General features: G+C 57.4%; 20 protein-coding genes and 1 pseudogene. 5 read left to right on the forward strand and 16 right to left on the reverse strand.

Translation table 11 applies throughout. The annotated features are described in order from the left end of the window. Position 1 precedes the first annotated feature (1 nt). Positions 2 to 1,576 (forward strand): RimK family protein, encoded by a 1,575-nt coding sequence (locus tag FBY01_RS12105; RefSeq protein WP_145307664.1) that lies wholly within the window; start codon positions 2 to 4, stop codon positions 1,574 to 1,576. A gap of 7 nt (positions 1,577 to 1,583) precedes the next feature. Next, complete coding sequence (locus FBY01_RS12110) at positions 1,584 to 2,507, forward strand: magnesium transporter CorA family protein (protein ID WP_145307662.1); 924 nt, start codon at positions 1,584 to 1,586, stop codon at positions 2,505 to 2,507. A 118-nt stretch (positions 2,508 to 2,625) separates the two neighbouring features. Here FBY01_RS12110 and FBY01_RS12115 read toward each other — a convergent pair whose 3' ends face one another. Beyond that, entirely contained in the window at positions 2,626 to 2,961 is a 336-nt protein-coding gene (locus FBY01_RS12115; protein ID WP_145307660.1) for a DUF2834 domain-containing protein, read from the reverse strand. Between the two features lie 249 nt (positions 2,962 to 3,210). Between FBY01_RS12115 and ilvA the strand changes: the two are divergent. Further along, positions 3,211 to 4,212 (forward strand): annotated as a pseudogene (gene ilvA / locus FBY01_RS12120) (threonine ammonia-lyase, biosynthetic); the annotation flags it as partial. Positions 4,213 to 4,239: 27 nt separating this feature from the next. Here ilvA and eco read toward each other — a convergent pair. Further along, positions 4,240 to 4,722 (reverse strand): serine protease inhibitor ecotin, encoded by a 483-nt coding sequence (gene eco, locus FBY01_RS12125; protein ID WP_010460500.1) that lies wholly within the window; start codon positions 4,720 to 4,722, stop codon positions 4,240 to 4,242. Positions 4,723 to 5,108: 386 nt separating this feature from the next. Here eco and FBY01_RS12130 point away from each other — a divergent pair, with 386 nt between their 5' ends. Further along, a complete protein-coding gene (locus FBY01_RS12130) occupies positions 5,109 to 5,378 on the forward strand; it encodes a DUF1652 domain-containing protein (protein WP_145307658.1) in 270 nt (89 codons plus the stop codon). Here the strand turns inward: FBY01_RS12130 and FBY01_RS12135 are convergent. Beyond that, entirely contained in the window at positions 5,375 to 5,770 is a 396-nt protein-coding gene (locus FBY01_RS12135) for a hypothetical protein (RefSeq protein ID WP_077747817.1), read from the reverse strand. The genes FBY01_RS12130 and FBY01_RS12135 overlap by 4 nt on opposite strands. 90 nt (positions 5,771 to 5,860) lie before the next feature. After that, positions 5,861 to 6,127, reverse strand: a complete 267-nt coding sequence (locus tag FBY01_RS12140; RefSeq protein WP_145307656.1) for a DUF2790 domain-containing protein — start codon at positions 6,125 to 6,127, stop codon at positions 5,861 to 5,863. A gap of 506 nt (positions 6,128 to 6,633) precedes the next feature. On the opposite strand from FBY01_RS12140, the gene FBY01_RS12150 reads away from it, so the two are divergent. Continuing rightward, positions 6,634 to 6,930, forward strand: coding sequence for a hypothetical protein (locus FBY01_RS12150; RefSeq protein WP_145307654.1), 297 nt, complete (start codon positions 6,634 to 6,636; stop codon positions 6,928 to 6,930). A gap of 82 nt (positions 6,931 to 7,012) precedes the next feature. Here FBY01_RS12150 and FBY01_RS12155 read toward each other — a convergent pair whose 3' ends face one another. From FBY01_RS12155 to FBY01_RS12210, 12 genes are all read right to left on the reverse strand, one after another. Further along, the gene (locus FBY01_RS12155; RefSeq protein WP_145307652.1) at positions 7,013 to 9,142 is read right to left on the reverse strand and encodes a lipase family protein; all 2,130 of its coding nucleotides are present in this window, start codon (positions 9,140 to 9,142) and stop codon (positions 7,013 to 7,015) included. A gap of 11 nt (positions 9,143 to 9,153) precedes the next feature. Then, positions 9,154 to 9,999 (reverse strand): hypothetical protein, encoded by an 846-nt coding sequence (locus FBY01_RS12160; RefSeq protein WP_256664407.1) that lies wholly within the window; start codon positions 9,997 to 9,999, stop codon positions 9,154 to 9,156. Then, the gene (locus FBY01_RS12165) at positions 9,950 to 10,786 is read right to left on the reverse strand and encodes a hypothetical protein (RefSeq protein WP_256664406.1); all 837 of its coding nucleotides are present in this window, start codon (positions 10,784 to 10,786) and stop codon (positions 9,950 to 9,952) included. Before FBY01_RS12165 ends, FBY01_RS12160 begins: the two co-directional genes overlap by 50 nt. Beyond that, positions 10,779 to 11,630: a DUF4123 domain-containing protein gene (locus FBY01_RS12170; protein ID WP_145307650.1), complete on the reverse strand. Its 852-nt coding sequence runs from the start codon at positions 11,628 to 11,630 to the stop codon at positions 10,779 to 10,781. Before FBY01_RS12170 ends, FBY01_RS12165 begins: the two co-directional genes overlap by 8 nt. After that, positions 11,627 to 13,699 carry a type VI secretion system tip protein VgrG gene (locus FBY01_RS12175; protein ID WP_145307648.1) on the reverse strand — a complete coding sequence of 691 codons (2,073 nt, stop codon included), beginning with the start codon at positions 13,697 to 13,699 and terminating at the stop codon, positions 11,627 to 11,629. The genes FBY01_RS12170 and FBY01_RS12175 overlap by 4 nt, the downstream gene beginning before the upstream one ends. A 382-nt stretch (positions 13,700 to 14,081) precedes the next feature. Further along, positions 14,082 to 15,020: a carbohydrate kinase gene (locus FBY01_RS12180; protein ID WP_145307646.1), complete on the reverse strand. Its 939-nt coding sequence runs from the start codon at positions 15,018 to 15,020 to the stop codon at positions 14,082 to 14,084. 13 nt (positions 15,021 to 15,033) lie between these two features. After that, positions 15,034 to 16,530 carry a xylulokinase gene (xylB, locus tag FBY01_RS12185; RefSeq protein WP_145307644.1) on the reverse strand — a complete coding sequence of 499 codons (1,497 nt, stop codon included), beginning with the start codon at positions 16,528 to 16,530 and terminating at the stop codon, positions 15,034 to 15,036. A 158-nt stretch (positions 16,531 to 16,688) separates the two neighbouring features. Then, positions 16,689 to 18,161: a mannitol dehydrogenase family protein gene (locus FBY01_RS12190; RefSeq protein WP_145307642.1), complete on the reverse strand. Its 1,473-nt coding sequence runs from the start codon at positions 18,159 to 18,161 to the stop codon at positions 16,689 to 16,691. A gap of 15 nt (positions 18,162 to 18,176) precedes the next feature. After that, a complete protein-coding gene (locus FBY01_RS12195; protein ID WP_077747830.1) occupies positions 18,177 to 19,280 on the reverse strand; it encodes an ABC transporter ATP-binding protein in 1,104 nt (367 codons plus the stop codon). 159 nt (positions 19,281 to 19,439) lie between these two features. Continuing rightward, the gene (locus FBY01_RS12200) at positions 19,440 to 20,270 is read right to left on the reverse strand and encodes a carbohydrate ABC transporter permease (RefSeq protein ID WP_007936731.1); all 831 of its coding nucleotides are present in this window, start codon (positions 20,268 to 20,270) and stop codon (positions 19,440 to 19,442) included. A 10-nt stretch (positions 20,271 to 20,280) separates the two neighbouring features. Then, positions 20,281 to 21,207 (reverse strand): carbohydrate ABC transporter permease, encoded by a 927-nt coding sequence (locus FBY01_RS12205; RefSeq protein ID WP_077747832.1) that lies wholly within the window; start codon positions 21,205 to 21,207, stop codon positions 20,281 to 20,283. Positions 21,208 to 21,389: 182 nt separating this feature from the next. Beyond that, a complete protein-coding gene (locus FBY01_RS12210; RefSeq protein WP_102593498.1) occupies positions 21,390 to 22,700 on the reverse strand; it encodes a sugar ABC transporter substrate-binding protein in 1,311 nt (436 codons plus the stop codon). Between the last annotated feature and the right edge of the window lie 171 nt (positions 22,701 to 22,871).

Below are 22,871 nucleotides of genomic sequence, written 5' to 3' on the forward strand. Positions count from 1 at the left end.
TATGTCAGCGGTACAAGGTCATTGGCGCGAAGTATCCGAGCAAACTTTGCCGGCAGCAACTTATTTAAATGACGCAGGCAGAACTTCAAGTCAGTTGATAATCATCGTCGAACGCAAGGAAGACTGGGCCTCGTATTTCCCCAGCGAGGACATTGTCAGCGCCCAGGAATACCTCGAACAGACGCGGGACAACGAACAGGGCAAGCGGGTCCAGGTGATCAACCTGTGCCGCAGCTACAAGTATCTGGGGCACGGCTATTACTGCTCGTTGCTGGCCGAAGCGCGGGGACACAAGGTCATTCCGTCGGTGCGCACCATCAGTGAGCTGACCAAGAAGTCGTTGTACGGCCTGGCCCTTGATGACCTGGATAAACCCCTGGAAAAAGCCCTCAGCAACCATCTTTACAGCGACACCGAAGGCTTTACCCTGACGTTGTACTTCGGCAAAACCAATATAGAACCCTTGCAGGATCTGGCACGGCAGTTATTTGAAGTGTTCCCCTGTCCGATATTATTAGTTGAGTTTCGCCGAACGAATGGCTGGCACATCGAAGGTATAAAGTCCGGGGCGTTGCATAAGTTACGTGAAGACCAGGAAGATCAATTTGCCAACTCTCTGGACAGTTTCAGTCGCAAGATCTGGCGTGTGCCACGCTCACGACGGCTGGCCCGTTATGACCTGGCCATCCTGCATGATCCGCAGGAAGCCTTGCCTCCTTCCAATGCGAAGGCGCTGGATAATTTCGTGCGCGTCGGTAAGACCTTGGGCATTGATGTCGAGCTGATCGAGCGCAAGGACTACGCACGCATTGCCGAATACGACGGCCTGCTGATTCGCGAGACCACCAGCGTTGACAACCACACCTATCGCTTTGCCAAAAAAGCCGAGAGCGAAGGGTTGGTGGTGATGGACGATCCGGCGTCGATCCTGCGCTGCACCAATAAGGTCTACCTGACCGACTTGCTCAAGAGCCATCAACTCGGCATGCCCGCCACCGAAATCCTCTATAAGGAACGACCGGAAGATTTCGAACGGGTCGGCGAGCGCCTGGGCTTTCCCTTGGTGCTGAAGATCCCCGACGGCTGTTTCTCCCGGGGCGTGATCAAGGTCGAAAGCCAGCAAGCCTTGCTCGAAGCGACCGCCGAACTGTTCGAGCACTCGGTGCTGTTGCTGGCCCAGGAATTTTTCTACACCGAATACGATTGGCGTATAGGCGTGCTCAACCGCAAACCGATCTTCGCCTGCCAATACTTCATGTCCAAGGGCCATTGGCAAATCTACAACCACAAGGCCAAGGGCCAGGACATCAACGGCGAATGCCGCACCCTGGCGGTCCACGAAGCGCCGCGCGCCGTGGTGGACCTGGCTGTGAAAACCGCCAATCTGATCGGCGACGGCCTCTACGGCGTGGACCTCAAGCAGTCCGGCGACAAAGTGGTGGTGATCGAAGTCAACGATAACCCGAACATGGACGCCGGCATCGAAGATGCGTACTTGCAGGACGATTTGTATTCGCTGGTACTGGAAGAGTTCGTCCGTCGCCTGGAACTGAAACGTCGCGGCCAGGCCTGGTGATCGGCCGATGATCAAAAGCTTTCAACTGGACGGCGGCGCCTTGCATGCCGTCGAACGACTGGATGCCGAGGTAATGCTGTTCAGCAACCCCGATGCCGCCGAACGGGATCTGTTGCACAGCCATTTCAAGCTTGATGAGCACGCGTTGGCCTCGGCCCTGGACCCTGACGAAGTGTCGCGCATCGAGTTCCACCCCGACAACCTGTTCCTGATCTGGAAGCGCCCGGAAAATTACTCCGGTGCCGGCAGCCTGGCGTTCGAAGTGTCGTCCTGTGGCCTGTTGTTTTCTGCACAGCGCCTGCTGGTGATCGCCACCGACGATGCGCCGCTGCACGGGCTCGGCACCCGACAGCGGCTGAACACGCCGCTGGATGTGCTGCTCGATCTGCTGTTCAACAACATCCATCACTATCTGGGCCACCTGAAGGTAATCAAGCTGGTTGCCCGGGAGTTGCAGCAGAAGTTCAACGCCTCGATGCAGAACCAGCACCTGATCCAGATGTTCAACCTCAGCGAAAGCCTGATCTATTACATCAACGCGATTCACAGCAACGGCGCAGTGCTGACGCGGTTGCGCAATCATGCCGCCAAGGAACACTTCAGCGCCGAGGCCATCGGGCTGATCGACGACCTGATTATCGAAAATAACCAGTGCTACAAGCAGGCGGAAATTTACTCCACGGTGTTTTCCGGGCTGATCGACGCCCGGGGCAACCTGATGAACAACAGCATGAACAATCTGCTGCGCAAGCTGACATTAATTAACGTGGTGTTTTTGCCGCTGAACCTGATTGCGAGCATTGGCGGCATGTCCGAGTTCAGCATGATGACCGGGGGCACGCCGTGGTGGGTGTCGTATCCGTTGTTTCTGACGGCGATGATGATTGGGGCGGGGGCGATGGTGCTTGGGCTCAGGCGGTTGGCGAAATGACGATGTCGACTGTCAGGCCGTCTTCGCGGGCAGCCTCGCTCCTACAGGGGGATACGCTCCAATGCAGGAGCGAGGCTTGCCCGCGAAGGCTCTATCCGCAACAGAACACTGCTTTGGATCAAACTCGCTGGCGTGCATCACCGCAATTCCTGCGATTCTTAAGCCCCCGAACCACGAGGTACAACAGCGGCCCGACGGACACGAAAACCGCCGTAATCAGCAGATACGGAATCACCGATAACCCCGACTGCCCACGCTTGCGCGCATCCTGGTACATCCAGACGCCTGCAAGTGTCGCCAACAGATAAAGATCAATCACCACCTGCGCAGTATCCGGGCGTGACATCAAACCGATGCCGAAGTCGATCAACGACTGCTCCGCCTGAAGCATCACGGAAACGGTGTAGCCGGCAAAGGCGATCAAGGCAATGAGGGGCAGGGCGACAGACTTCATGGTTTCCTTCCTTGGGACAATGAGCGATGTCCGCCAGCCTACAGAGACCGAGGAAAATTGACCATTGACTTGCCCGCAACGTCCGGCTAATTTCCAGCCATGACTTCCACCGTATTGCGCTGCCAGCCAAGCATTATTACCGCCATTCCTTATTTGGCGGGCTAGCTCACGACTGCAGCACCCAACCCGCCCTAGAGGCGGGTTTTTACTTTCTGTCTCCTGGGCCCCGATCAATGTCAGGAGACGACCATGAGCAGCACCCCCGCCCAGCAGGCCTTGCTTGAGCACTATGTGAAAAAGATCCTCGCCGCGCCGGTGTATGAGCTGGCCGTGCGCACGCCGTTGCAACCCGCGCCAGCGCTGTCCGAGGCCTTGGGTAATCAGATCCTGCTCAAGCGTGAGGACTTGCAACCGACCTTTTCCTTCAAGATCCGTGGCGCTTACAACAAATTGGTGCAACTGAGCGATGAGCAAAAGGCTCGGGGCGTGATCACCGCTTCAGCGGGTAATCACGCCCAAGGCGTAGCGTTGGCGGCGCGTGAATTGGGGATCGCTGCGACGATTGTCATGCCTTGCACAACACCAGCATTGAAGGTGCACGGGGTGCGCAGTCGGGGGGCAGAGGCCGTGCTGCACGGCGAGAGCTTTCCGTTCGCCCTCGAATACGCCCTGAGCCTCGCCGAGCAAACCGGTTGCACCTTCGTCTCACCTTTCGATGACCCGGACGTAATCGCCGGGCAGGGCACCGTGGCCATGGAGATCCTGCGCCAGCAACAAGGCCCCCTGGATGCGATCTTCGTCCCGGTGGGTGGCGGAGGTCTGATCGCCGGCATCGCGGCGTATGTCAAATACCTGCGCCCGGAAGTCCGCATCATCGGCGTCGAATCAGAACATTCCGCGTGTCTGTACGCGGCGTTACAAGCTGGCGAGCGGATCGTCCTGCCCACCGTGGGCACGTTCGCCGATGGCGTGGCCGTCGCGCAGATTGGCGCCTATGGATTTGAAGTCTGCCGGTTTTGCGTCGATGAAGTGCTGACCGTCAGCAACGACGAACTGTGCGCCGCCATCAAGAATATCTACGACGATACCCGCTCGATCACCGAGCCCTCCGGTGCCTTGGCGGTGGCCGGCATCAAGAAGTACGTCGCTCAAACCGGTGCGTGTGGTCAAACCCTGATCGCGATCGACTCGGGCGCCAATATCAATTTTGACAGCCTGCGGCATGTCGCCGAGCGCGCCGCGTTGAGCGACGCCTCAGCGTGAGGAGGGGCGCTGCGGTTACTCTTGAACGGCTTTCTCGACCTTGTCCGACGCCGACCAAATCCGATAGCGGACTTCGACGTCCTTGGGCACGTAGAGCACGATCGGCAACTTGCTGTTGTAACGAAGCATGAAGCCGTCACCGACCACCGGCACAAACGCCTTTTTACTCTTGCCGTCGGGGCAGGCCATCATCGTGCTCATCGGGCCGATGATTTTTTCCAGACGGTAAAAGGGGTAGCCCCAGCCTTCAAGGTTTTTTTCCTCAAGGATACCGCCCAGACGTTGGCGATTGCAGTCCACCGTCAGCGTCTTGCCCGCCAGCACCTCAACCTGGAAGTTTTCTTCCTGTGGCTGCGGCGCTACATGAATGACCTGGCGGGTAAAACCGCTTTCCGGTTTAGGGAACGGCGCGACGGTTTCGAGCTTTGCCGCACAGGCCACGCTCGAAAGGCTGGCAACAATCAGCCCGACGGTATTGATACAGGTCAAAGAACCCATGATGCCTCCTTGCGTGTGAGTAGGGTCAGCGGATACTGGATTGGCAGGCGCATTCTTACTGCCGACCGCCACCAATGCAAACCCGGTCGGGAATGTATGCAAATTGCAGGGTTCAAACTGCCCTTTCTTGCAGATTGCATGAGGCCATCTTCAGGCATGTCCGTTAAATCATTGATTTACCGATGAGCTGCACGGCGAAATTTGCGGCATGCTTTATGCTCAAGCAGATCTTAAGTTGACCAGGACATTATTGAGTCAGCTCTAACCACAAGGACGGTCTGCTGTGTGAAACGTAGAAACTCCGTCGACGGAAGAAACGGCGGGAGATTTCACCACGGACCGACGTTGAATTTTTCTGGCAGTCTCACAATCAGGAGAGAGTCGCCATGTTTCTTTCTGCCTTGGAACTTCGCAATATCGTTGAAAGCAGTTTTCTGCCGAAGCGCTGTCAGTGCACGCTCTCGCCGGACCTGTCGATGACCGTCAAGGTGTATTCAGACCGCAAAACCGATCACCTTGATTTGATAAAGACCGGGATAGATGCCAAGCACCTGAACGGTTGCCGTGAAATAAACGACCTGATTGCCGGTCTACGCTCTGAGATGCAGCATCAGGAAGAGAATCGACCACTGCATCCCGCCGGGAAAGCGCTTTAACCTGCAGTTTCGAATTCTGCCGACACGCGCCGGGCCTGGACAAACCCCAGTCCCAGCGCCGATTCGACCATCACCGCCAGCAATATGCCCGGCCCGGCATGGCCATTGAGCCATTCGCCAAAACCCAGTATCGCCAAGCCGAAACAACCCACGGTAAACCCGGTGCTCAGCGCATTGCGGGTGACCGACGGCGCCTCGTTCCGAACCAGATAAAACATCACGCCCAACGCCGCGAACAGCACTGCACTGCGTCGCGCGACAAACCCTGCCGCAGACGAATACTCAATACTCCAGATCGCCAGCAACCCATCCGGCATCAAACCCCAGACCAGGGCCAGCAGAAAACAGAGGAGGGAAGTGAAGGTCGACACGATACGAAACGATAACTGCATGGCGGATCCTTGCGGCAGTGAGGGAGGCGCCAAAGCATAGCGCCTGATCCCTCACAGGAGTACCGCAAAGTGCAAAATCAGACCTTTCAGTCAGTTCTGATAACTGCAAGCGTCAGAAAGCTTCCGGTAGCTGATTTCTCCAGGCTTGCCTGACGTATCGATGTACTTCATGTCGGCCGTGATCACCTTGCATTCCAGTGTGTTCGGCTCGGTCAGGGCGACCACTTTGCCGATGTTCAGCGGCATACCGTAGTGATAGGGGGTAGCTTGCGAGGACGACGTCTCGTTGGCCTGCGCAAGACCAGTAAACGCGGTGCAGGCGAGGGCGGAAGTCATCAGCAGCGTGCGGATGTTCATGGGGCGATCTCCAGTGCAGACGTTGAGTCAGTTCGACGGATTGAGCGTCGAACCTGCCGCACTGGGCGTCAGAGGAACCTGAGGGCGTGCGGTCCAGTAAAGTCTTGGACCGCGCGGTTAACGGATGGTTAACCCGGCTGAACGCCGCCTGTCGCGAGGGTGTTTCTGTCAGAGGTTTCACGTGGGAAACGATCTACGGGATCTTCGGCTTGGTCCTACAAGATCAGACGCCTTGTCGACTTTCGCCGGATGGGTAGGAGCGATTACTGTTTGGGCTCGCTGCAAAATCAGCGGACAGGTTTGGTCACCTGATTCCATCACATTTGTGTGCCATCATTCGCGCTTCGGACTTCTCAGTCCTCGTAGTGCGTTGCAATGGCGGCTGTGTGCTGGACGCCTTCGGGCGAGCCGATTTGATGGCGTCGGTTGACCAAGCCTGTACACAGCCGCCTCCCATCGTTTGGTCACGGTGCTGGCGATTACTAACTGCTCATCGAGTAATTACTATGCCAACGTTAAACCCGTTTCCCGATCGCTATCGCTCAATCAACAGCAGCGTTACCGACTCAAGTCCTTTGGTGATCGACACCGAAGCCAATCCTCAAGACATCCTCGAAGCCGCTCTACAGCGGGTCCGTGCCTCCAGTCAGCTGCTTGAAACCCTCCATTGCCAATGCTTCAAGCACGGCGATGTTCAGGATATTCCGCACATTACCCATGCGCTTTATCTGCTGACTCAGGATGGTTTTGATCTGTTGCAGGTGGCACAGCAGCGGATGATGGGGTGGAAGGCGCCGGTCTGACGCCACTGCGGTACATAACAAGCCAGTCTCCTGCGGACACTGGCTTGTTTACACGCGTACCGAGTTAAAGCATTCCTGAAAACTACGCTGTCCTCAGGTCACTGCTGCTTGCATCAGGAATCATCGCGAGCTGGACCTCGACACTGTTTTCTTTTTTTGCCATCCAGCGATCTACGTTGATTTTATGTTCCGGCGCTTGAGTGGCGGAGCCGTAGATGTCCTCAGGCACTAGTTTGAGGAAGCTAAGGGTGTGAATCCGTTGTCTTGATGTATCAAGCCGTCCAATTTCTGCTCTCAACACATTTGCCTCTTGCTGGTACTGCCGACGGTCAGATTGGTAAGCGAACCTCAGTTCAGCTTCTTTCGCCTTCAGCCGCTCCTGCATCTCTTGCAATTGGTAGTAAACCTGGTCGTACTCTGTTTTGGTAACCACGGTAGTCCCGCTTTCCTGGGTTTGCTGCCAGCGGCGCAATGTTGCCCAAGCGTACGGAATGTAGGAGGGCACCATGTAGTGATCGCTCATCTGGAACAGTTGCATCACAAAAGCATCACGGTCGGGCATATCGCCGAACTTTTTCAATGCCTTGGTGCAAGCCGCCTCTTCGATGGAGTCGCAACCTGGGTCCCAGAGAACCGCGGATTGCTCGCGCCCTTTAAAATGAACGGGCATGAAATGGTGCAGATTACCCTGGTGTTCGTATGGAGCACCGCCAGTTCGCGACAGGCCTATAGCGAAAATAAGTGCGCCTAAAGGGGCGGTGACAAAACTGAGGACCACGCCGGGCATCCAGATACTTTTGCGGGTGTTCATCCAGGGCGCGGGAACACTTGGAATAGGGTCGTTGCTGTTGACCATGCGGTGATGGGCCAAGCCTACCGCGCCATTGACGAAGTCGGCGTCACCGGCTCGTGGGGAGCCGTAGGTATAGAGAAGGACGTCGTATTCTTTAGTGTCACGTCGAAGCGCTTCAGCGAGCAAAGTTGCAATGGCTCCGCCGAGGCTATGACCGCAAATAATGACTTTTTGGTCTACGTGAAAACTATCGAGATAGGTAAGTATAAAAGTACTCATCGCTCGGTAGGCATCGTAAAAGCCTTTGTGCGCTTTACCTATGCCACCCGTAATAGGAACTTGCTCCGCATCTGTGTCTCGCACGAAGTCCACTAGTTCTAACGTTCCTCGAACGGAGATTAGAATAATTTCGTCATGGTGGGTTATGAAGGCCTGAGTATCGGTGCCGCCTTCGGCTTTGCCATCATCGAAGAAGTGCCATGTGGCGGGATGCTCTTGATTTGGGCCTAATTCACGATTGTTTTTTTTGTATAATGTGGGGTCGAACGGCAAAATCTCGAAACGCTTGGAGTAAGGCACATCTTCATAAAGTGGATAGTAAGCTAATGTCTGGGTTGAGTTGATTTTCCAAGACTCTGTGTAACTGGCAAGGCTATTACCAAACATATGCCCGACGCTCGGATCCAATGGAAACGTTACAGTGTCGATTGGTTTTTCGGCAGGCTCTTGACCAAAATTACAGTAGCTCAAGCTTGAAAATAGAGACAGTTGATACAGGTTCAATGCGCTGAATTCGTTGTCTTTCGACAGCATGGGGCGGAAGGCGCGCAGTGGGCGTACTTCAAGAACGGTATGTTTGTTAGGTATTAGGCTAATTCCATAGAGTTCCGATTCTATTGGTCCGAACCCGAGGTCGCCCATGGCTTTCATTAAACTTTGGTTTGGAGGGTATTTTCTAGGAGAGCAGGGTGGCAGGTGAGCAGTAAATTTCACCAAGTCTTTCACTTCGACATGAAAAAACTGGTCTGCCTTTTCCTTTGCAGGATTTTTCTCAACGCGTAAACCGTCTTTCCGTACAAAACGTGTTTTCTCGGCTTTTACCTGAAATTCTGTGATGGGAATGGGGTAGCTTTCTCGCTGCGAAAGGACAGAATAAAGATCATCAGTTCCTATATAAGGGGCGTCAAGGGTCAGTACGACGGGGCCTTGATAATGGTTGAAAACCTTCGCTTTTCCATCAGCGTCCAGTACTCCGGAATATTTTTGATGCGCACTATCCTGAAGGACATAGGAGAGCCCAGCGTAAGACTTTCCATTGCCGGTTTCATCTACTACTTGAAAACTAATCCAGTCGCCACGCAGTGGGCATGCTCCTGATTTTTCACTTAAGAGTGGATTGCAAGGCGCCTTCGGCTCCATAAAAAATATCCTTATTCAGTACAGGTGGGATAAACGGTGCAATCACGTCCATCTGGCATTTTAAAGGGCTTAAAATCGGTAGTATTGCCGCGACAAAACGCATAAGGATCTTCGAGGCTCTTTCCCATGCACCGTTTCCAGCCTTCAGGAAATTTAACCCATGTATCTCCCATGTATGGGGTTTCTTCCGTGGCAATTGAAAATACAACTTTGATCGTTTGACCCGCGAGCTTTGCTCGTTGTATGGGACCATTTTCAGCTTCGTCACTCACCTCGTTGGCCGCTGTGACAGATTTACATTTCAAAATTTTCACAATGTAACGATCGGGTCCAGCGGTGCGAAACAACCATTGACACTGCTTTTGCTTTATCAAGGTTTCGGGAGGTCTTGGTCTTTCTAAACTTCCATCCTCAAACGAAACCCCTGTGTGTGCCCTACCTACATTCCGGAAGTCAGCACCATATTTGGCATCAACCTCATACGCGAAGGTATCAAGCACCAAGGGGCACCCCCCTTCGATGCTGGTTAGCGGTACTTCGAATTGCGCTGTCTGGGCGTCGTTACTAAGCTTTTGCTCGAAGAACTTCAATCCGGGGTAGCTTCTGCTTTTTCGAGGTGGGACTGTACAACTCTCTCCCGTACGAGGCACATAGGATGCTTCACCTTTAATGCTGAATCCGGGTGGCAGTTCAGTGATCAGCGTGAAGCTATCCTGTTGTGCGACTGAGCATCCTGCAGTCCCGAGCGCCCCTAAGCCGATGGCCGCAGTTCGAACAAATCCAGTGAAAAAGTTTCGAAAAAACATTTTATTGTCCTTGTTCAGTGCAGTTGGGATAGACGGTGCAATCACGTCCATCCGGCATTTTGAAAGGTTTGAAATCGGTTATGTTCCCATTACAAAACGCATAAGGGTCTTCGAGGCTTTCCCCCATGCAGCGCTTCCAGCCAGTGGGGAATTTCACCCAGTTATCACCCATAGCCGGACTCTCTTCGCTTGAAATAGCGAAAACTACTTTAACCGTCTTTCCCACCAGCTGAGCAAGTTGCAGCGGACCTTTTGCAACTGTGCCGTTTTCCTGTTCAGGTGTTGCTACAGATTTACACTCCAGAATTTTTGCTATGTAACGTTTGGGCCCTACCGTACGAAAAAACCATTCACACTGTTTCTGCAATACCATGGGAGAAGGTGCATTTTGGCTGTCTGCGATTCCATCCTGAAACGCAATCCCCGTGTAATCCCTACCTAAATTGAGCCGAGCAGCTCCGTACTTTGCGTCTACTTCATATCCGAAACTTTTTAGTACCAAAGGACAACCACCTTCCGTACTCGTCAGCGGAACTTCAAACCGCGCCGTTTGTGCACCAGCGCTCAGCTTCTGCTCAAAAAACTTCAACCCCGGATAGTTCCTGCCTTTCTTCGCAGGCACTGAACACATCTCCCCCGTACGAGGCACATAGGATGCTTCACCTTTAATGCTGAACCCAGGTGGCAGTTCCGTCAGCAACGTAAAACTATCGGCAGGCTTGATGGCCGAACAGCCAGAAGCCACCATCACGCCCGCCGCAGCGAGGAACAAAGGCAAACGACCAGAAAAGTGTTCAGCCGTAAACGCTGTTTCGCCAGCCGCCACAAACTTACTCACGCTCTGGTTTGCCCAAACTCGCGTCAAAAAACCGCTGACACCGCGCAAAATGCTGCTCTGGGGTTTCACTCGGCAATGGCTGCCAAGCCACGTCTTCTGCGCATTTGGGATCAAGTCTCAGGCTGAGCATGAATTCGCGTTGTTCTGGCGTGTTCCATTGCCAGGTTTCAAGCAGGTCCATCTGTTCTTCCAGCCATTCGCGGACATTGCGGGTTTCGGAGAGTTTGGCGGCGGCCTCGACGTGGTACACCAGCAGCCAACGTTTCAGGTTTTCGCGCAAGATGCTGCGGGTACGCTCCGGCGCGTTTGGAATTCGCAACCACGGCGCGGGGTTGGGCACCGGGTATATTCGGGGCTTGGGGTTGTCCGCACTTTTCCATTGCTCCTCGTCCCAATACAGCACGCTGCTGATCGGGCCTAACAGCAACGGCCATTCGGTTTCGCTCAAGTTAGCGAGGCATCGAGCAATCACCCTATTGTCCTGAAAACGGAACAACGAACGCTCGCCATCTTCTTCAATCACCATCCGCGCTTGCCAGTGTTGGATCAGGCCGTCGAGATCGGCTTTTTCCATGCTGCCGATCCAACCCCAGTTGCGCTGCGGGTCGTCCAGCAGTTTGCGGAAGGCATCGGCGTTGGGTTCGTGCAGTTCGGTGAACCAGGGGCTGATGGCGGCGAAGTCGGCGTACTGGGTGCGTCGATAGAGCTGCACCGAGCGCTTCATCAATCCGGCGCTGTAGAGCGAAGTGACCGGGTTCGGCTCAGCGAGGCTGTCCAGGGCCAGGATCAGCACGCGATTGAGTTTTGCCTGTTCGCCGAGCCAGTTGTTCAGTGCGTCGCTCATGCTGCAGTCCCCAGATCGCACTTGCCTTCACGGCAGGCTTCGCAAATCGGGCAGCGTATGTCGCCCGCCGCACGGGCGGCTTTGGCCATGGCCATTTGTACGGCGGCCGGGACGAGCAGGGCGCCGGCTTTGTCCTGAGCGGCGGCCCACGGGATGACGGGCGGCAAAATCTGAATCCCTGTCCCCACCCCAGGCGAGCCCCCGGTGTTCACCTTCACCTCAGCCCCACTGATCGTCACACCCCCCGCATCTACCTTGACGAAACTCCCGCCAGCCTTGGCCGTCAGTTCCATTCCGCCTTCAACCACCACCTTCTCGCCAGCGTGGTAATGAATCTCCTGACCCGCCTCGACAAACTGCGCCGTCCCCACTTTCACATGCTGGGTCACCGCCACCGTCAGGTGATCATCCGCCCGCGCTTCAGTCTTGCGGTCCAGATGGGTAATCCGGTGTTCTTCAACCTTGAACTCGCTGAAAACATTGGCCTCGACCGTGTCATGGCGTTCATTGCCGATGCGGATTTTCTGGTCGTGCTCGATGTTTTCATCCCAATCGCGCTGGGCGTGCAGGTAGATCTGTTCCGCACCTTTCTTGTCTTCGATACGGAACTCGTTGTAGCCCTTGCCGCCCGGCGAGCTCAGGGTTTTGAAGGTGCTGCGGGTCTTGTTCGCAGGTAGGTCGTAGGGGACGACGTTTTCCTTGTGGAACAGGCAGCCGGTGATCAGCGGTTGGTCGGGGTCGCCTTCGAGGAAGGTGACGAGGACTTCCATGCCGACGCGCGGGATGGCGATGCCGCCGTAGGCACTGCCGGCCCAGCCGGTGGCGACGCGTAGCCAGCAACTGGTGGTGTCGTTGGCCTGGCCGTCGCGGTCCCAGTGGAATTGCACTTTGACGCGGCCGTATTCGTCGCAGTGGATCTCTTCGCCGGGCGGGCCGGTGACGATGGCGGTCTGGCTGCCCAGGACTTTCGGTTTCGGGTGTTCGAGGGCAGGGCGGAAGTGCGCGTCCCACGGGGTGGCGAGGAAGGTGTTGCGGTAGCCCTGATGGAAATCGTCTTTGTTATGGGTGACGTCGCTGGTGACGTTTTTGCCGAGCACTTGCGGCTGCTTGCCTTCGTGCACGACTTCGAGCAGCAGCCAGAGATCGTTCCACTCGGCGCGCGGGTGTTCGCTCAGGGCCATGAAGTGGCCGCTGACGAGGGTTGGCTCGTCGCTTTTGCCTTCGGCCAGTTTGTAATCGCTGCGATGGCGCTCCAGCGCGCGGGTGGCCAGTTGTTTGCCGCGCTCGCGGGTCAGGAAGCGGCCGGGGTAGTCGTAGTCTTCGAGGTCCGGGGTGAAAGCGCTCTTGGCGGCGCCTTCGGGCAGGATGCGTGGTTTTTCGAAGTCGTAGTCGCGGCGGCTGACGCGGGTGGTGCGGGTTTCCAGGCGCAGGTTGAAACGTTTGATCACCGGTTTCGTGGCGGCCATGCCGGAGTCTTGCTGGTAGGCCACGGGTGCGAGTTTGCGGAACACCGTCTGGTCATCGCCGAAGACGAGTTTGTGGCCGCTGGCGCTGTGCTGGAAGTGGAAGTGAATGCCTTCCTCTTCGCACAGGCGCTGGATGAAGTGCAGGTCGGATTCGTCGTACTGGACGCAGTAATCGCGCTCGGGGTAGATCGCGCCGAGCTGGAAACTGTAAGCGTCAGACAGGATGCCGCGCGCCTCCAGTACCTGGGCGATGATCTTCGGCACACTTAAATGCTGGAAGATCTGCTGGTCATGGTTGTGGCGCAGGTAAGCGAGTTGCGGGACCAGGCTGATGCTGTAGCGCGTCAGGCTTTTGCCGGAATCGCCTTGCTCGATGCGATAGACCAGACCGTGAATGATGCCCTTGCCGGTGGCGCCGAAGGTCAGGCAGCCAGGCTTGTGCAGCAACTCTTCAAGTTTCAGGTCGGGACGGGCGCTGACCAGTTCGATGTCGAAACAGAACGGTTGATTGAGGGTTTCGCGACCGACGAAGCTGAGCACTTGCAGGTCAACGGAAACGCCTTCCAGCGTCAGGGAAATATGGGTTGCGTTCGCGTCCAGCATGCCTTTAATTCCGTCCTTTGAATAAGCTGGTGCGGATGGTGCAGGATTAAACCGCCACGTTCAAGGCGCAAATGGCGTAGGAGTGGATGCGTTGGGCTATCGGGAAAACCCTTAGATACAAGGTTTCGGCCAATGAATGCAGGGGATTTTTAGTTATCTTTTCCTGGGTATCACTGCGCCACAACTTCCAGGCGGCCAAGAATCAACAGTCATTTCCAGACTAAAGTCCTCTTCGACCGATAAAAGCCTGCTGCCGCCATTGCCGATGATCCTGTTGATCGTTCCTGCGCTCTGCGTGGGAATGCCTCACTGACGCTCCGCGTCCGCTTTGGACGCGGAGCGTCCCGGGCTGTATTCCCACGCGGAACGTAGGAACGATCTGTCAGTTGAGTTGCTGCCGATACGGCAAATCCGGGCCGGTCTTGCTGCAGGTCAGCGCCGCTGCCTGTACCGCAAACTTCAACATTCCGTCGATTTGCCCGCACTCAAGCGATTGCACACCCGCAACCGAATCCAGCTGCTGCTCGGTCAACCAGGTAATCAACGCCGCCTGGAACGTATCGCCCGCGCCCACGGTATCAGCGATTTTCACTGAGCTCGCCGGTACTGACCACGAACCCTGAGTGCGGCTGAACACCGTGGCACCCTCACCACCTCGGGTCAGGAACACCAACTGACAGCGATGCTGCAACCAACCTTCAATCACCCGCTGCGGATCCTGCTCGGGGTACAACAGACTCAAATCCTCATCGCTGACTTTGATCAGATCCGCCAACTCAACCAGCGTCGCAATCCTCGAACGCCACAGGTCGATATTCGGTTCAGGATTGAGTCGGACATTCGGATCAAGGCTGATCAGGCGTTTTCCGCTCTCCCGCTGCACCAACGCCAGCAGTGTGTCGGCAATCGGCTGCACCACCAGGGAGAACGAGCCAATGTGCAAACCACGCACTTGCGGCCCCAGCTCAGGCAAATGTTCAGTTCTGAGCTGGCGGTCCGCGCAACCTTCACCACGAAAGCTGTAGTGCGGCGAGCCATTGGCCCCGACCGCGACCATTGCCAGTGTGGTCGGTGCGGCGAAGTCCACCAGGTAATCCGGGCGCACACCTTCGTCCTGCAGCACTTGCTGCAAGCGTCGGCCAAGGTAATCGGTGGAGAGTCCTGCAAAGAGCGCCGCTTCCACGCCCAATCGCCGCAAGCCAACCGCCACATTGAACGGCGAACCGCCGGCAATTGCCTTGAAATTCACTTTTGAAGCCAGGCCGCTGGCGTCGTCTTCACTGAAGAAATCGAACAGCGCTTCGCCACACACCAGATACATAGTTGTTCGCTCTTTAAAGGGTTGCGACATGTTGTTGATAACGTTCATAGGCCTGCTGACAGGCCGCCACATTGTCGGCAATCGGCAAGGTTTCACTGGCCAGATCGAGCTTTACACAACGCTCGCAAAGGTCCGCCAGACTGTCCTCGTGGCCGTTTGCCCTGGACTTGCACCACGCCGCCTGAATCGCTGCGCCCAGGGCTGCCGCTTCGCTCTGCTCGGTACAGATCACTGGGGTGTTCATAATGTCGGCGACGATCTGCCGCCACACCGGGCTTTTCGAGCCGCCGCCGATCAGGCAAATGCTGCGGCTTTGTAAGCCATTCTGGCGCAGCAGGTCCAGTCCATAACGCAAACCGAAGGTCGTGCCTTCGACGACTGCGCGGCACAGGTTGGCCTGGGTCAGGTTGGTCATGGTCAAGCCCAGCAGGCTGCCGGTGGCATGGGGCAGGGCGGGGACGCGCTCGCCATTGAGGAACGGCAGCATGCATACGCCTTCAGCACCGATGGGCGCCTGCTCGACCAAATCGTTGAAGTGTTCGATATCAAGGGCGAACAGCTCGCGAATGACCCCCGTGGCGTTGGTCAGGTTCATGGTGCAGATCAACGGCAGCCAGCCACCGCTGGACGAGCAGAACGTGGCGACCGACGCATCCGGGCTGACTTTCGGCTGGTCAGCATAGGCGTACACCGTCCCCGAAGAGCCGAGGCTCATGGTGATCGCGCCGGGCTTGATATTGCCGGTGCCGATCGCGCCCATCATGTTGTCGCCGCCCCCGCTGGAGACCAGCGCCTGCGGGTTGATGCCAAGCTGTTCGGCGATTCCGGGCAGGATCGTGCCGACTGCTTGATGCGCGTCGATCAACTCCGGCAACGCGGCTTGCAGGCGTCCGGTCGGGTCGATGTCGCGCAGCAACTGCAAATCCCATTGGCGGGTCCGCACGTTGAAATACCCGGTGCCTGACGCGTCGCCGTACTCGCTGCAACTGCGGCCGGTGAGCCAATGGTTCAGGTAGTCGTGGGGCAGGAGGATGTGGGCGATCCGGGCGAAAATGTCCGAGTGCTGTTCTTTGGTCCACAGCAGTTTGGAAACGGTGTAGCCGGGCGCGATGACCACACCCAGGCGCTCAAGTGAACCCTTTTCGCCACCGAGTTGAGCCAGGAGACGGTCATTTTCCGGGGTGGATTCGGTGTCGCACCAAAGCTTCGCCGGACGCAGCACCTGACCTTGGTCATCGAGCAATACCAGGCCGTGTTGCTGTCCGGAGACGCCGAGGCCAAGGATGTCCTGACCGTCGACTTTCGCCGCGAGTAACGCACGGCGGGTGGCCAGGGTGAACGCTTCGAGCCACTGGCCGGTGTCTTGCTCGCGGCGACCGTTGGCGCCGCTGATCAAGCTGTGCACAGCGGCGCCCTGGCCCAGGACCTGGCCAGTGTGGGCGTCCAGGATCACGGCTTTGGTGCCTTGGGTGCCGCAGTCAATGCCGAGGAATAGTTGTTGGTTTGCCATCGAAGGTCCTTGGATCGTCAGGTTCGACATTTAGGTTGTCGGTCAGTCCGTCATCGCGGGTAAGCCCGCTGCCACAGGGGATGTTTAGTCATGTTCGACAACGATCCAATGTAGGAGCGAGCCTGCTCGCGAAGACGGCAGCATTGTCACCGCCGCATTTACGCCAGCACCCGCTCCAGCGTCCGCGTCACACCCACCTCCCGCAAGCTGTTACAACACCATTCAAACGCCGCCACAAACGCCGGAGAACGGGGAATCGCCGTACCAAAGATCTCCTCAACTTCCAGCAACCGCTGGGTCATCAACGCATCATCGGCCACCAAGGCCTGGCAGAACGCCGCCCGCGGATCGGGAATCGAGTAAGTGTCTCCATTCTCATCCACCCCCTTCAAATACAACGCCCAGGCTGCCACCACCAACGCGGCACGCTTGGTCTCCTGGCCATCGGCAATCAGGCGATTGATCGTCGGAACGGTGAACTTGGGAAACTTCGACGAGCCGTCCGAACACACACGCTCCAGCTGATCGGCGATGGCCTGATTGGAGAAACGCGCCACCAGCGTGTTCTTGTAATCCGTCAGGTCAATGCCCGGCACGGGCGACAGTTGCGGGGTGACGTCCAGGTCCATGTAGGCACGCATGTAGCGCACAAACAGCGGATCATTCATGGTCTCGTGCACGAAGCGATAACCCTTCAGAAACCCCAGATACGTCAGGGCCAGATGGCTGCCGTTGAGCAGTTTGATCTTCATCTCTTCATACGGTGTGACGTCGTCGGTGAATTGCACGCCGACCTTTTCCCAGGCCGGACGCCCGTTGACGAACTTGTCTTCCAGCACCCACTGCACAAAGGGTTCGCAGACCACCGGCCAGGCATCGTCGACGCCATGTTTGTCGTGCAGTTGCAGCTTGTGTTCGGTGCTGGTCATTGGCGTGATGCGGTCTACCATCGCGTTGGGGAAGCTCACGCTGTTGGCGATCCAGTCACGCAGATCGGCATCGCGCAACGCGGCGAAGGCCAACAAGGCTTTGCGGGTGACGGCGCCGTTGTGCGGCAGGTTATCGCAGGACATCAAGGTGAAGGCCGGCGTGCCGGCGGCGCGACGTTTGGCCAGTGCGGCGCAGAGGAAGCCGAAAACGGTTTTCGGTGCATTCGGGTTGGCCAGGTCATGCTGGATTTGCGGCAGGTGCGCCATGAACTCGCCGTTGCTGTCGTCGATGCAATAACCGCCTTCGGTAATGGTCAGCGAGACGATGCGGATCTCTGGGCTGGCGAGCTTGTCGATCAACACCTGCGCGCCGTCTTCGGCCAACAGCATGTCGCGAATCGCGCCGATGACCCGGACTTCAGTGTCGTCGCTGTCGCCCAGTTCGAACAAGGTGAAGAGGTAATCCTGCTCTTTCAGATCGTCCCGGGCGCGACGGTCTTCGGCGCGCAGGCCGACCCCGCAAATAGCCCAGTCCAGGCCTTCTCCGGTATTCATCAAGGCGTCGGTGTAATACGCCTGATGGGCACGGTGAAAACCTCCGACGCCGATGTGGGCGATGCCTTGGCGCGTATCGCTCAGGGCGTAGGCCGGCAGGGCCACTTCGGGCGCGAGGCGGTTGAGGTTCTGTTGGTTGAGTTTCATCACAGGCTCTCTAAATCAGGCCGCTGCACGCAGCGGGCGGGTGAGCGCCACGCCGTCGGCATCGAATAAATGGCAGTGTTCGGCGTCCAGGTGCAGGCTTAAAGCTTCGCCGTAACGGCTGGCGAGGTCGCCACGAACGCGCATGGTCAACGCTTCGCCGGAAGCGGTGACGACGTGGCAGAAGGTGTCGCTGCCCAGGCGTTCGCTGACGTCGGCGGTGACCTGCAAGGTGCAGTCGCCGGTTTGTGCGAGGTTGAGGTGCTCCGGACGAATGCCCAGGGTCACCGCGCCGCCGACGTTCAGTTGGGCACCGCTCAGCGGCAGGGTGATGCGGGTGCCGGCGTCCAGCAGGACTTCACAGCTTTGGCTCTCGACTCGGGTGACTTTGCCTTTGAGGAAACCCATTTTCGGCGTGCCGAGGAACCCGGCGACAAACAGGTTGGCTGGCTGGTGGTACAAGTCCAGCGGCGAGCCGACTTGCTCGATTTTGCCGCCGTTGAGGACGACCACTTTGTCGGCCATGGTCATCGCTTCGACCTGATCGTGGGTCACGTAGATCATCGTCGCTTGCAGGTCTTTGTGCAGGCGCAACAGTTCCAGGCGCATCTGCACGCGAAGCGCGGCGTCGAGGTTGGACAGCGGTTCGTCGAACAGGAAGATTTTCGGGTTGCGCACGATGGCGCGGCCGATTGCGACACGTTGACGCTGGCCGCCGGAGAGTTGCTTGGGCTTGCGCTCAAGCATTGGCCCCAGCTCGAGGATGCGCGCCGCTTCACCGACTTTCTTCTCGACTTCAGCCTTTGGTACGCCGGCCAGATCAAGGGCGAACGACATGTTCTTTTTCACGGTCATGTGCGGGTACAGGGCGTAGGTCTGGAACACCATCGCCAGGTCGCGTTTGGCCGGACTGACTTCGGTGATGTCGCGACCGTCGAGTTCAATGGTGCCGCCGCTGACTTCTTCCAAGCCGGCGATCAGGCGCAGCAGGGTGGATTTGCCACAGCCCGACGGGCCGACGAAGACCACGAATTCCTTGTCGTTCACTTCCAGGTCGATGCCTTTGATGATGGAAAAGCCTTCGAAGCCTTTTTGCAGATTCTTGATTTTCAGGTTGGCCATGATGATGGGCCTCCACGTGTTGTTATTCAGTTGAGCCGGGCGGGCTTTTCTGTGGGAGCGAGCCTGCTCGCGATTGCGGTAAGTCAGATGCATTAATGCTGCATGACACTCCCTCATCGCGAGCAGGTTCGCTCCCACAGGGATTTGCATGTCGGCAGGTCATTTCACAGCGCCAAACGACAGGCCGCGGACCAATTGTTTCTGGCTGATCCAGCCGAAAATCAGGATCGGCGCACAGGCCAGGGTCGACACCGCCGACAACTTGGCCCAGAACAGGCCTTCGGGGCTGGAGTACGAAGCGATCAACGCGGTCAGTGGCGCGGCTTTCGACGAGGTCAGGTTCAGCGACCAGAATGCTTCGTTCCAGCACAGGATCAGCGACAGCAGCACGGTGGAGGCCAGGCCTCCCTTGGCGATCGGCAGCAGCACCCGGACCATTTCCTGCCAAAGCGTGGCTCCGTCGAGGCGCGCGGCTTCGAGGATGTCTTTGGGGATGTCCTTGAAGTAGGTGTAAATCATCCAGACCACGATCGGCAGGTTGATCAGCGTGTAGATCACAATCAGCGCGATGCGCGTATCGAGCAGGCCGAAGCTCTTGGCCAACAGGTAGATCGGCATCAGCACGCCCACCGGCGGCAGCATCTTGGTGGAGAGCATCCACAGCAGCGTGCCTTTGGTGCGCTGGGTTTCGTAGAACGCCATGGAGTAGGCCGCGGGCACCGCGATCAGCAGGCACAGAGCCGTAGCGCTGAACGAAATCACCACCGAGTTCCAGGCGAAGCTGAAGTAATCGCTGCGCTCGTTGATGTGCAGGTAGTTCTCCAGCGTCGGCGTGAAGATGAACTGCGGCGGCGTGGCGAACGCGTCGATTTCGGTTTTGAAACTGGTCAACACCATCCAGAAAATCGGGAAGAAGATCAGGATCGCGATGGCCCAGGCCAGAGTGCCGAGCAGCAGGCTTTGCAGGCGGCGGGATTGTTGAAGAGTCATGGCGCAGGCCTCAGGCTTTGTCTGTCAGGTTTTTGCCGATCATCCGCACCAGCACGATGGCCGCGATGTTGGCGATCACCACCGCGATCAAGCCGCCGGCGGACGCCATGCCGACGTCGAACTGCACCAGTGCCTGGTTGTAGATCAGGTACGCCAGGTTGGTCGAGGCATAGCCGGGACCGCCGTTGGTGGTGGTGAAGATTTCGGCGAACACCGAGAGCAGGAAGATGGTTTCGATCATCACCACCACCGCAATCGGGCGGGCCAGGTGCGGCAGGGTCAGGTGCCAGAAGATCGCGATCGGCCCGGCCCCGTCGAGGCGTGCGGCTTCTTTCTGTTCCTGGTCTAGGGACTGCATGGCGGTCATCAGGATCAGGATCGCGAAGGGCAGCCATTGCCAGGACACGATTATGATGATCGACAGCAGCGGGTAGTGCGCCAGCCAGTCCACCGGCTGTGCGCCGAACAGCTTCCAGACGTAGGCGAGAATCCCCGACACCGGATGGAAAATCAGGTTCTTCCAGATCAGTGCGCCGACGGTGGGCATGATGAAAAACGGCGAGATCAGCATCACCCGCACGATGCCGCGACCGAGGAATTCGCTGGCCTCCAGCAAGGCACTGATCAGCACACCCAGTACCACGCTGATTAGCAGCACGCTGCCGACCAGCAACAGGGTGTTGGTGGCGCCGGGCATGAACCCGGAGTCAGTCAGGAAGTAGGTGAAGTTCTCCAGCCCGACGAATTCGTTTTCGCCGGGATAGAGAAGGTTGTAGCGGATCATTGAAAAGTAAACGGTCATGCCCAGCGGCACGATCATCCACAGCAGCAACAACGCCACCGAGGGGCTGACCAGAAACCAGCCGGGATTGGCCAATCGGCTTTTACGCACCGGTTGGGGGATGTCCATGTGAGCTTTGGCAGTTGAAATATTCATGGCGATCACTTGCTCGAAATGCGGCGAGACCCTGTGGCGAGGGAGCTTGCTCCCGCTCGGCTGCGAAGCAGTCGTAAATCCGGAAAATGCGGTCTGTCTGATGAATCGCGTTTCCCGGATTTGGGGCCGCTAGGCAGCCCAGCGGGAGCAAGCGCCCTCGCCACAATTTGGATGGCTAGGGGTTATTTGGGATAACCGGCGCGTTTCATCTCACGTTCGGTGGTTTGCTGGGCCGCCGTCAGTGCCTGGTCGACCGTGGTCTGGCCAATCAGCGCCGCCGAGAACAACTTGCCGACCTGGGTGCCCACCGCCTGGAATTCAGGGATAGTCACCAACTGGATGCCGATGTAAGGCACCGGTTTGAGGGTCGGTTTGCTCGGGTCCGCCGCTTTCAGCGATTCCAGCGTGACCTTGGCAAACGGTGCGGCGCTCATGTAAGCCTCGCTGTAGGTCGAGGCCCGAGTGCCGGGCGGCACGTTGGCGATGCCGTCTTTTTCGGCAACCAATGCGCCGTATTCCTTGGAGGTGGCCCAGGCACTGAAGGTTTTCGCCGCGTCCTTGGCCTTGGAACTGGTCGGGATCGCCAGCGCCCAGGAATACAACCAGGCTGAACCTTTGTCGGTGGTCTCATGCGGCGCATAAGTAAAGCCAACGTGCTCGCTGACCTTGCTTTGGGTTTTGTCGGTTACGAAGGAACCGGCAACGCTGGCGTCTACCCAGATCGCGCACTTGCCGCTGTTGAACAACGCAAGGTTTTCGTTGAAGCCGTTACTGGAGGCACCCGGCGGGCCGGATTTCTTCATGGTGTCGACGTAGAAATTCAAGGCGTTTTTCCACTCAGGGCCAGTGAATTCCGGCTTCCACTGCTCATCAAACCAGCGTGCCCCATAGGCATTGGCGACGGTGGTGATCAGCGCCATGTTCTCGCCCCAACCGGCCTTGCCACGCAGGCAGATGCCGTACTGTTCTTTGTCTTTATTGGTGAGCTTGCTGGCGAATTCGCCGATCTGGGTCCAGGTCGGGCGCTCGGGCATGGTCAGCCCGGCGTCCTTGAACAGGTCGGTGCGGTAATAGGTGATGGAGCTTTCCGCGTAAAACGGCAGGGCGTAGAGCGAGCCCTTGACCGAAAGGCCTTCACGCACCGAAGGGAACACATCGTCGAGGGCGTAGGTGGCCGGCAGATCCTTCATCGGCTCCAGCCAGCCCTTGGCGCCCCAGAGTGCGGCTTCGTACATGCCAATGGTCAGCACGTCGAACTGCCCGCCCTGGGTGGCGATGTCAGTGGTCAGGCGTTGGCGCAGGACGTTTTCTTCCAGCACCACCCAATTGAGCTTGATGTCCGGATGCTCGGCCTCGAAGGTTTTCGAGAGCTTTTGCATGCGGATCATGTCGCTGTTGTTGACGGTGGCGATGGTCAGCGTCTGAGCGCCGAGGCTGACGCTGCTGAGGGTCATGCAGGTGAGGGCAAGCAGAGCTTTTACAGAAGGTTGCATCGTGCACTCCTTTTCTGCACCCGATGGGGGACAGAAGGACAGTTATTGTTTTTGTGTCTTCCGAGGGCAGGAAGAATGTGCACTGATTACAGCCTTCAATTGAGGATGTGACAAATCATCCGTCGCACTTGAATCGATACTTTTTTGCACTGGGATTAATGGGGGGAGATA

It is taken from the genome of Pseudomonas sp. SJZ077 (genome assembly GCF_007993905.1).
Lineage (GTDB): Bacteria > Pseudomonadota > Gammaproteobacteria > Pseudomonadales > Pseudomonadaceae > Aquipseudomonas > Aquipseudomonas mandelii.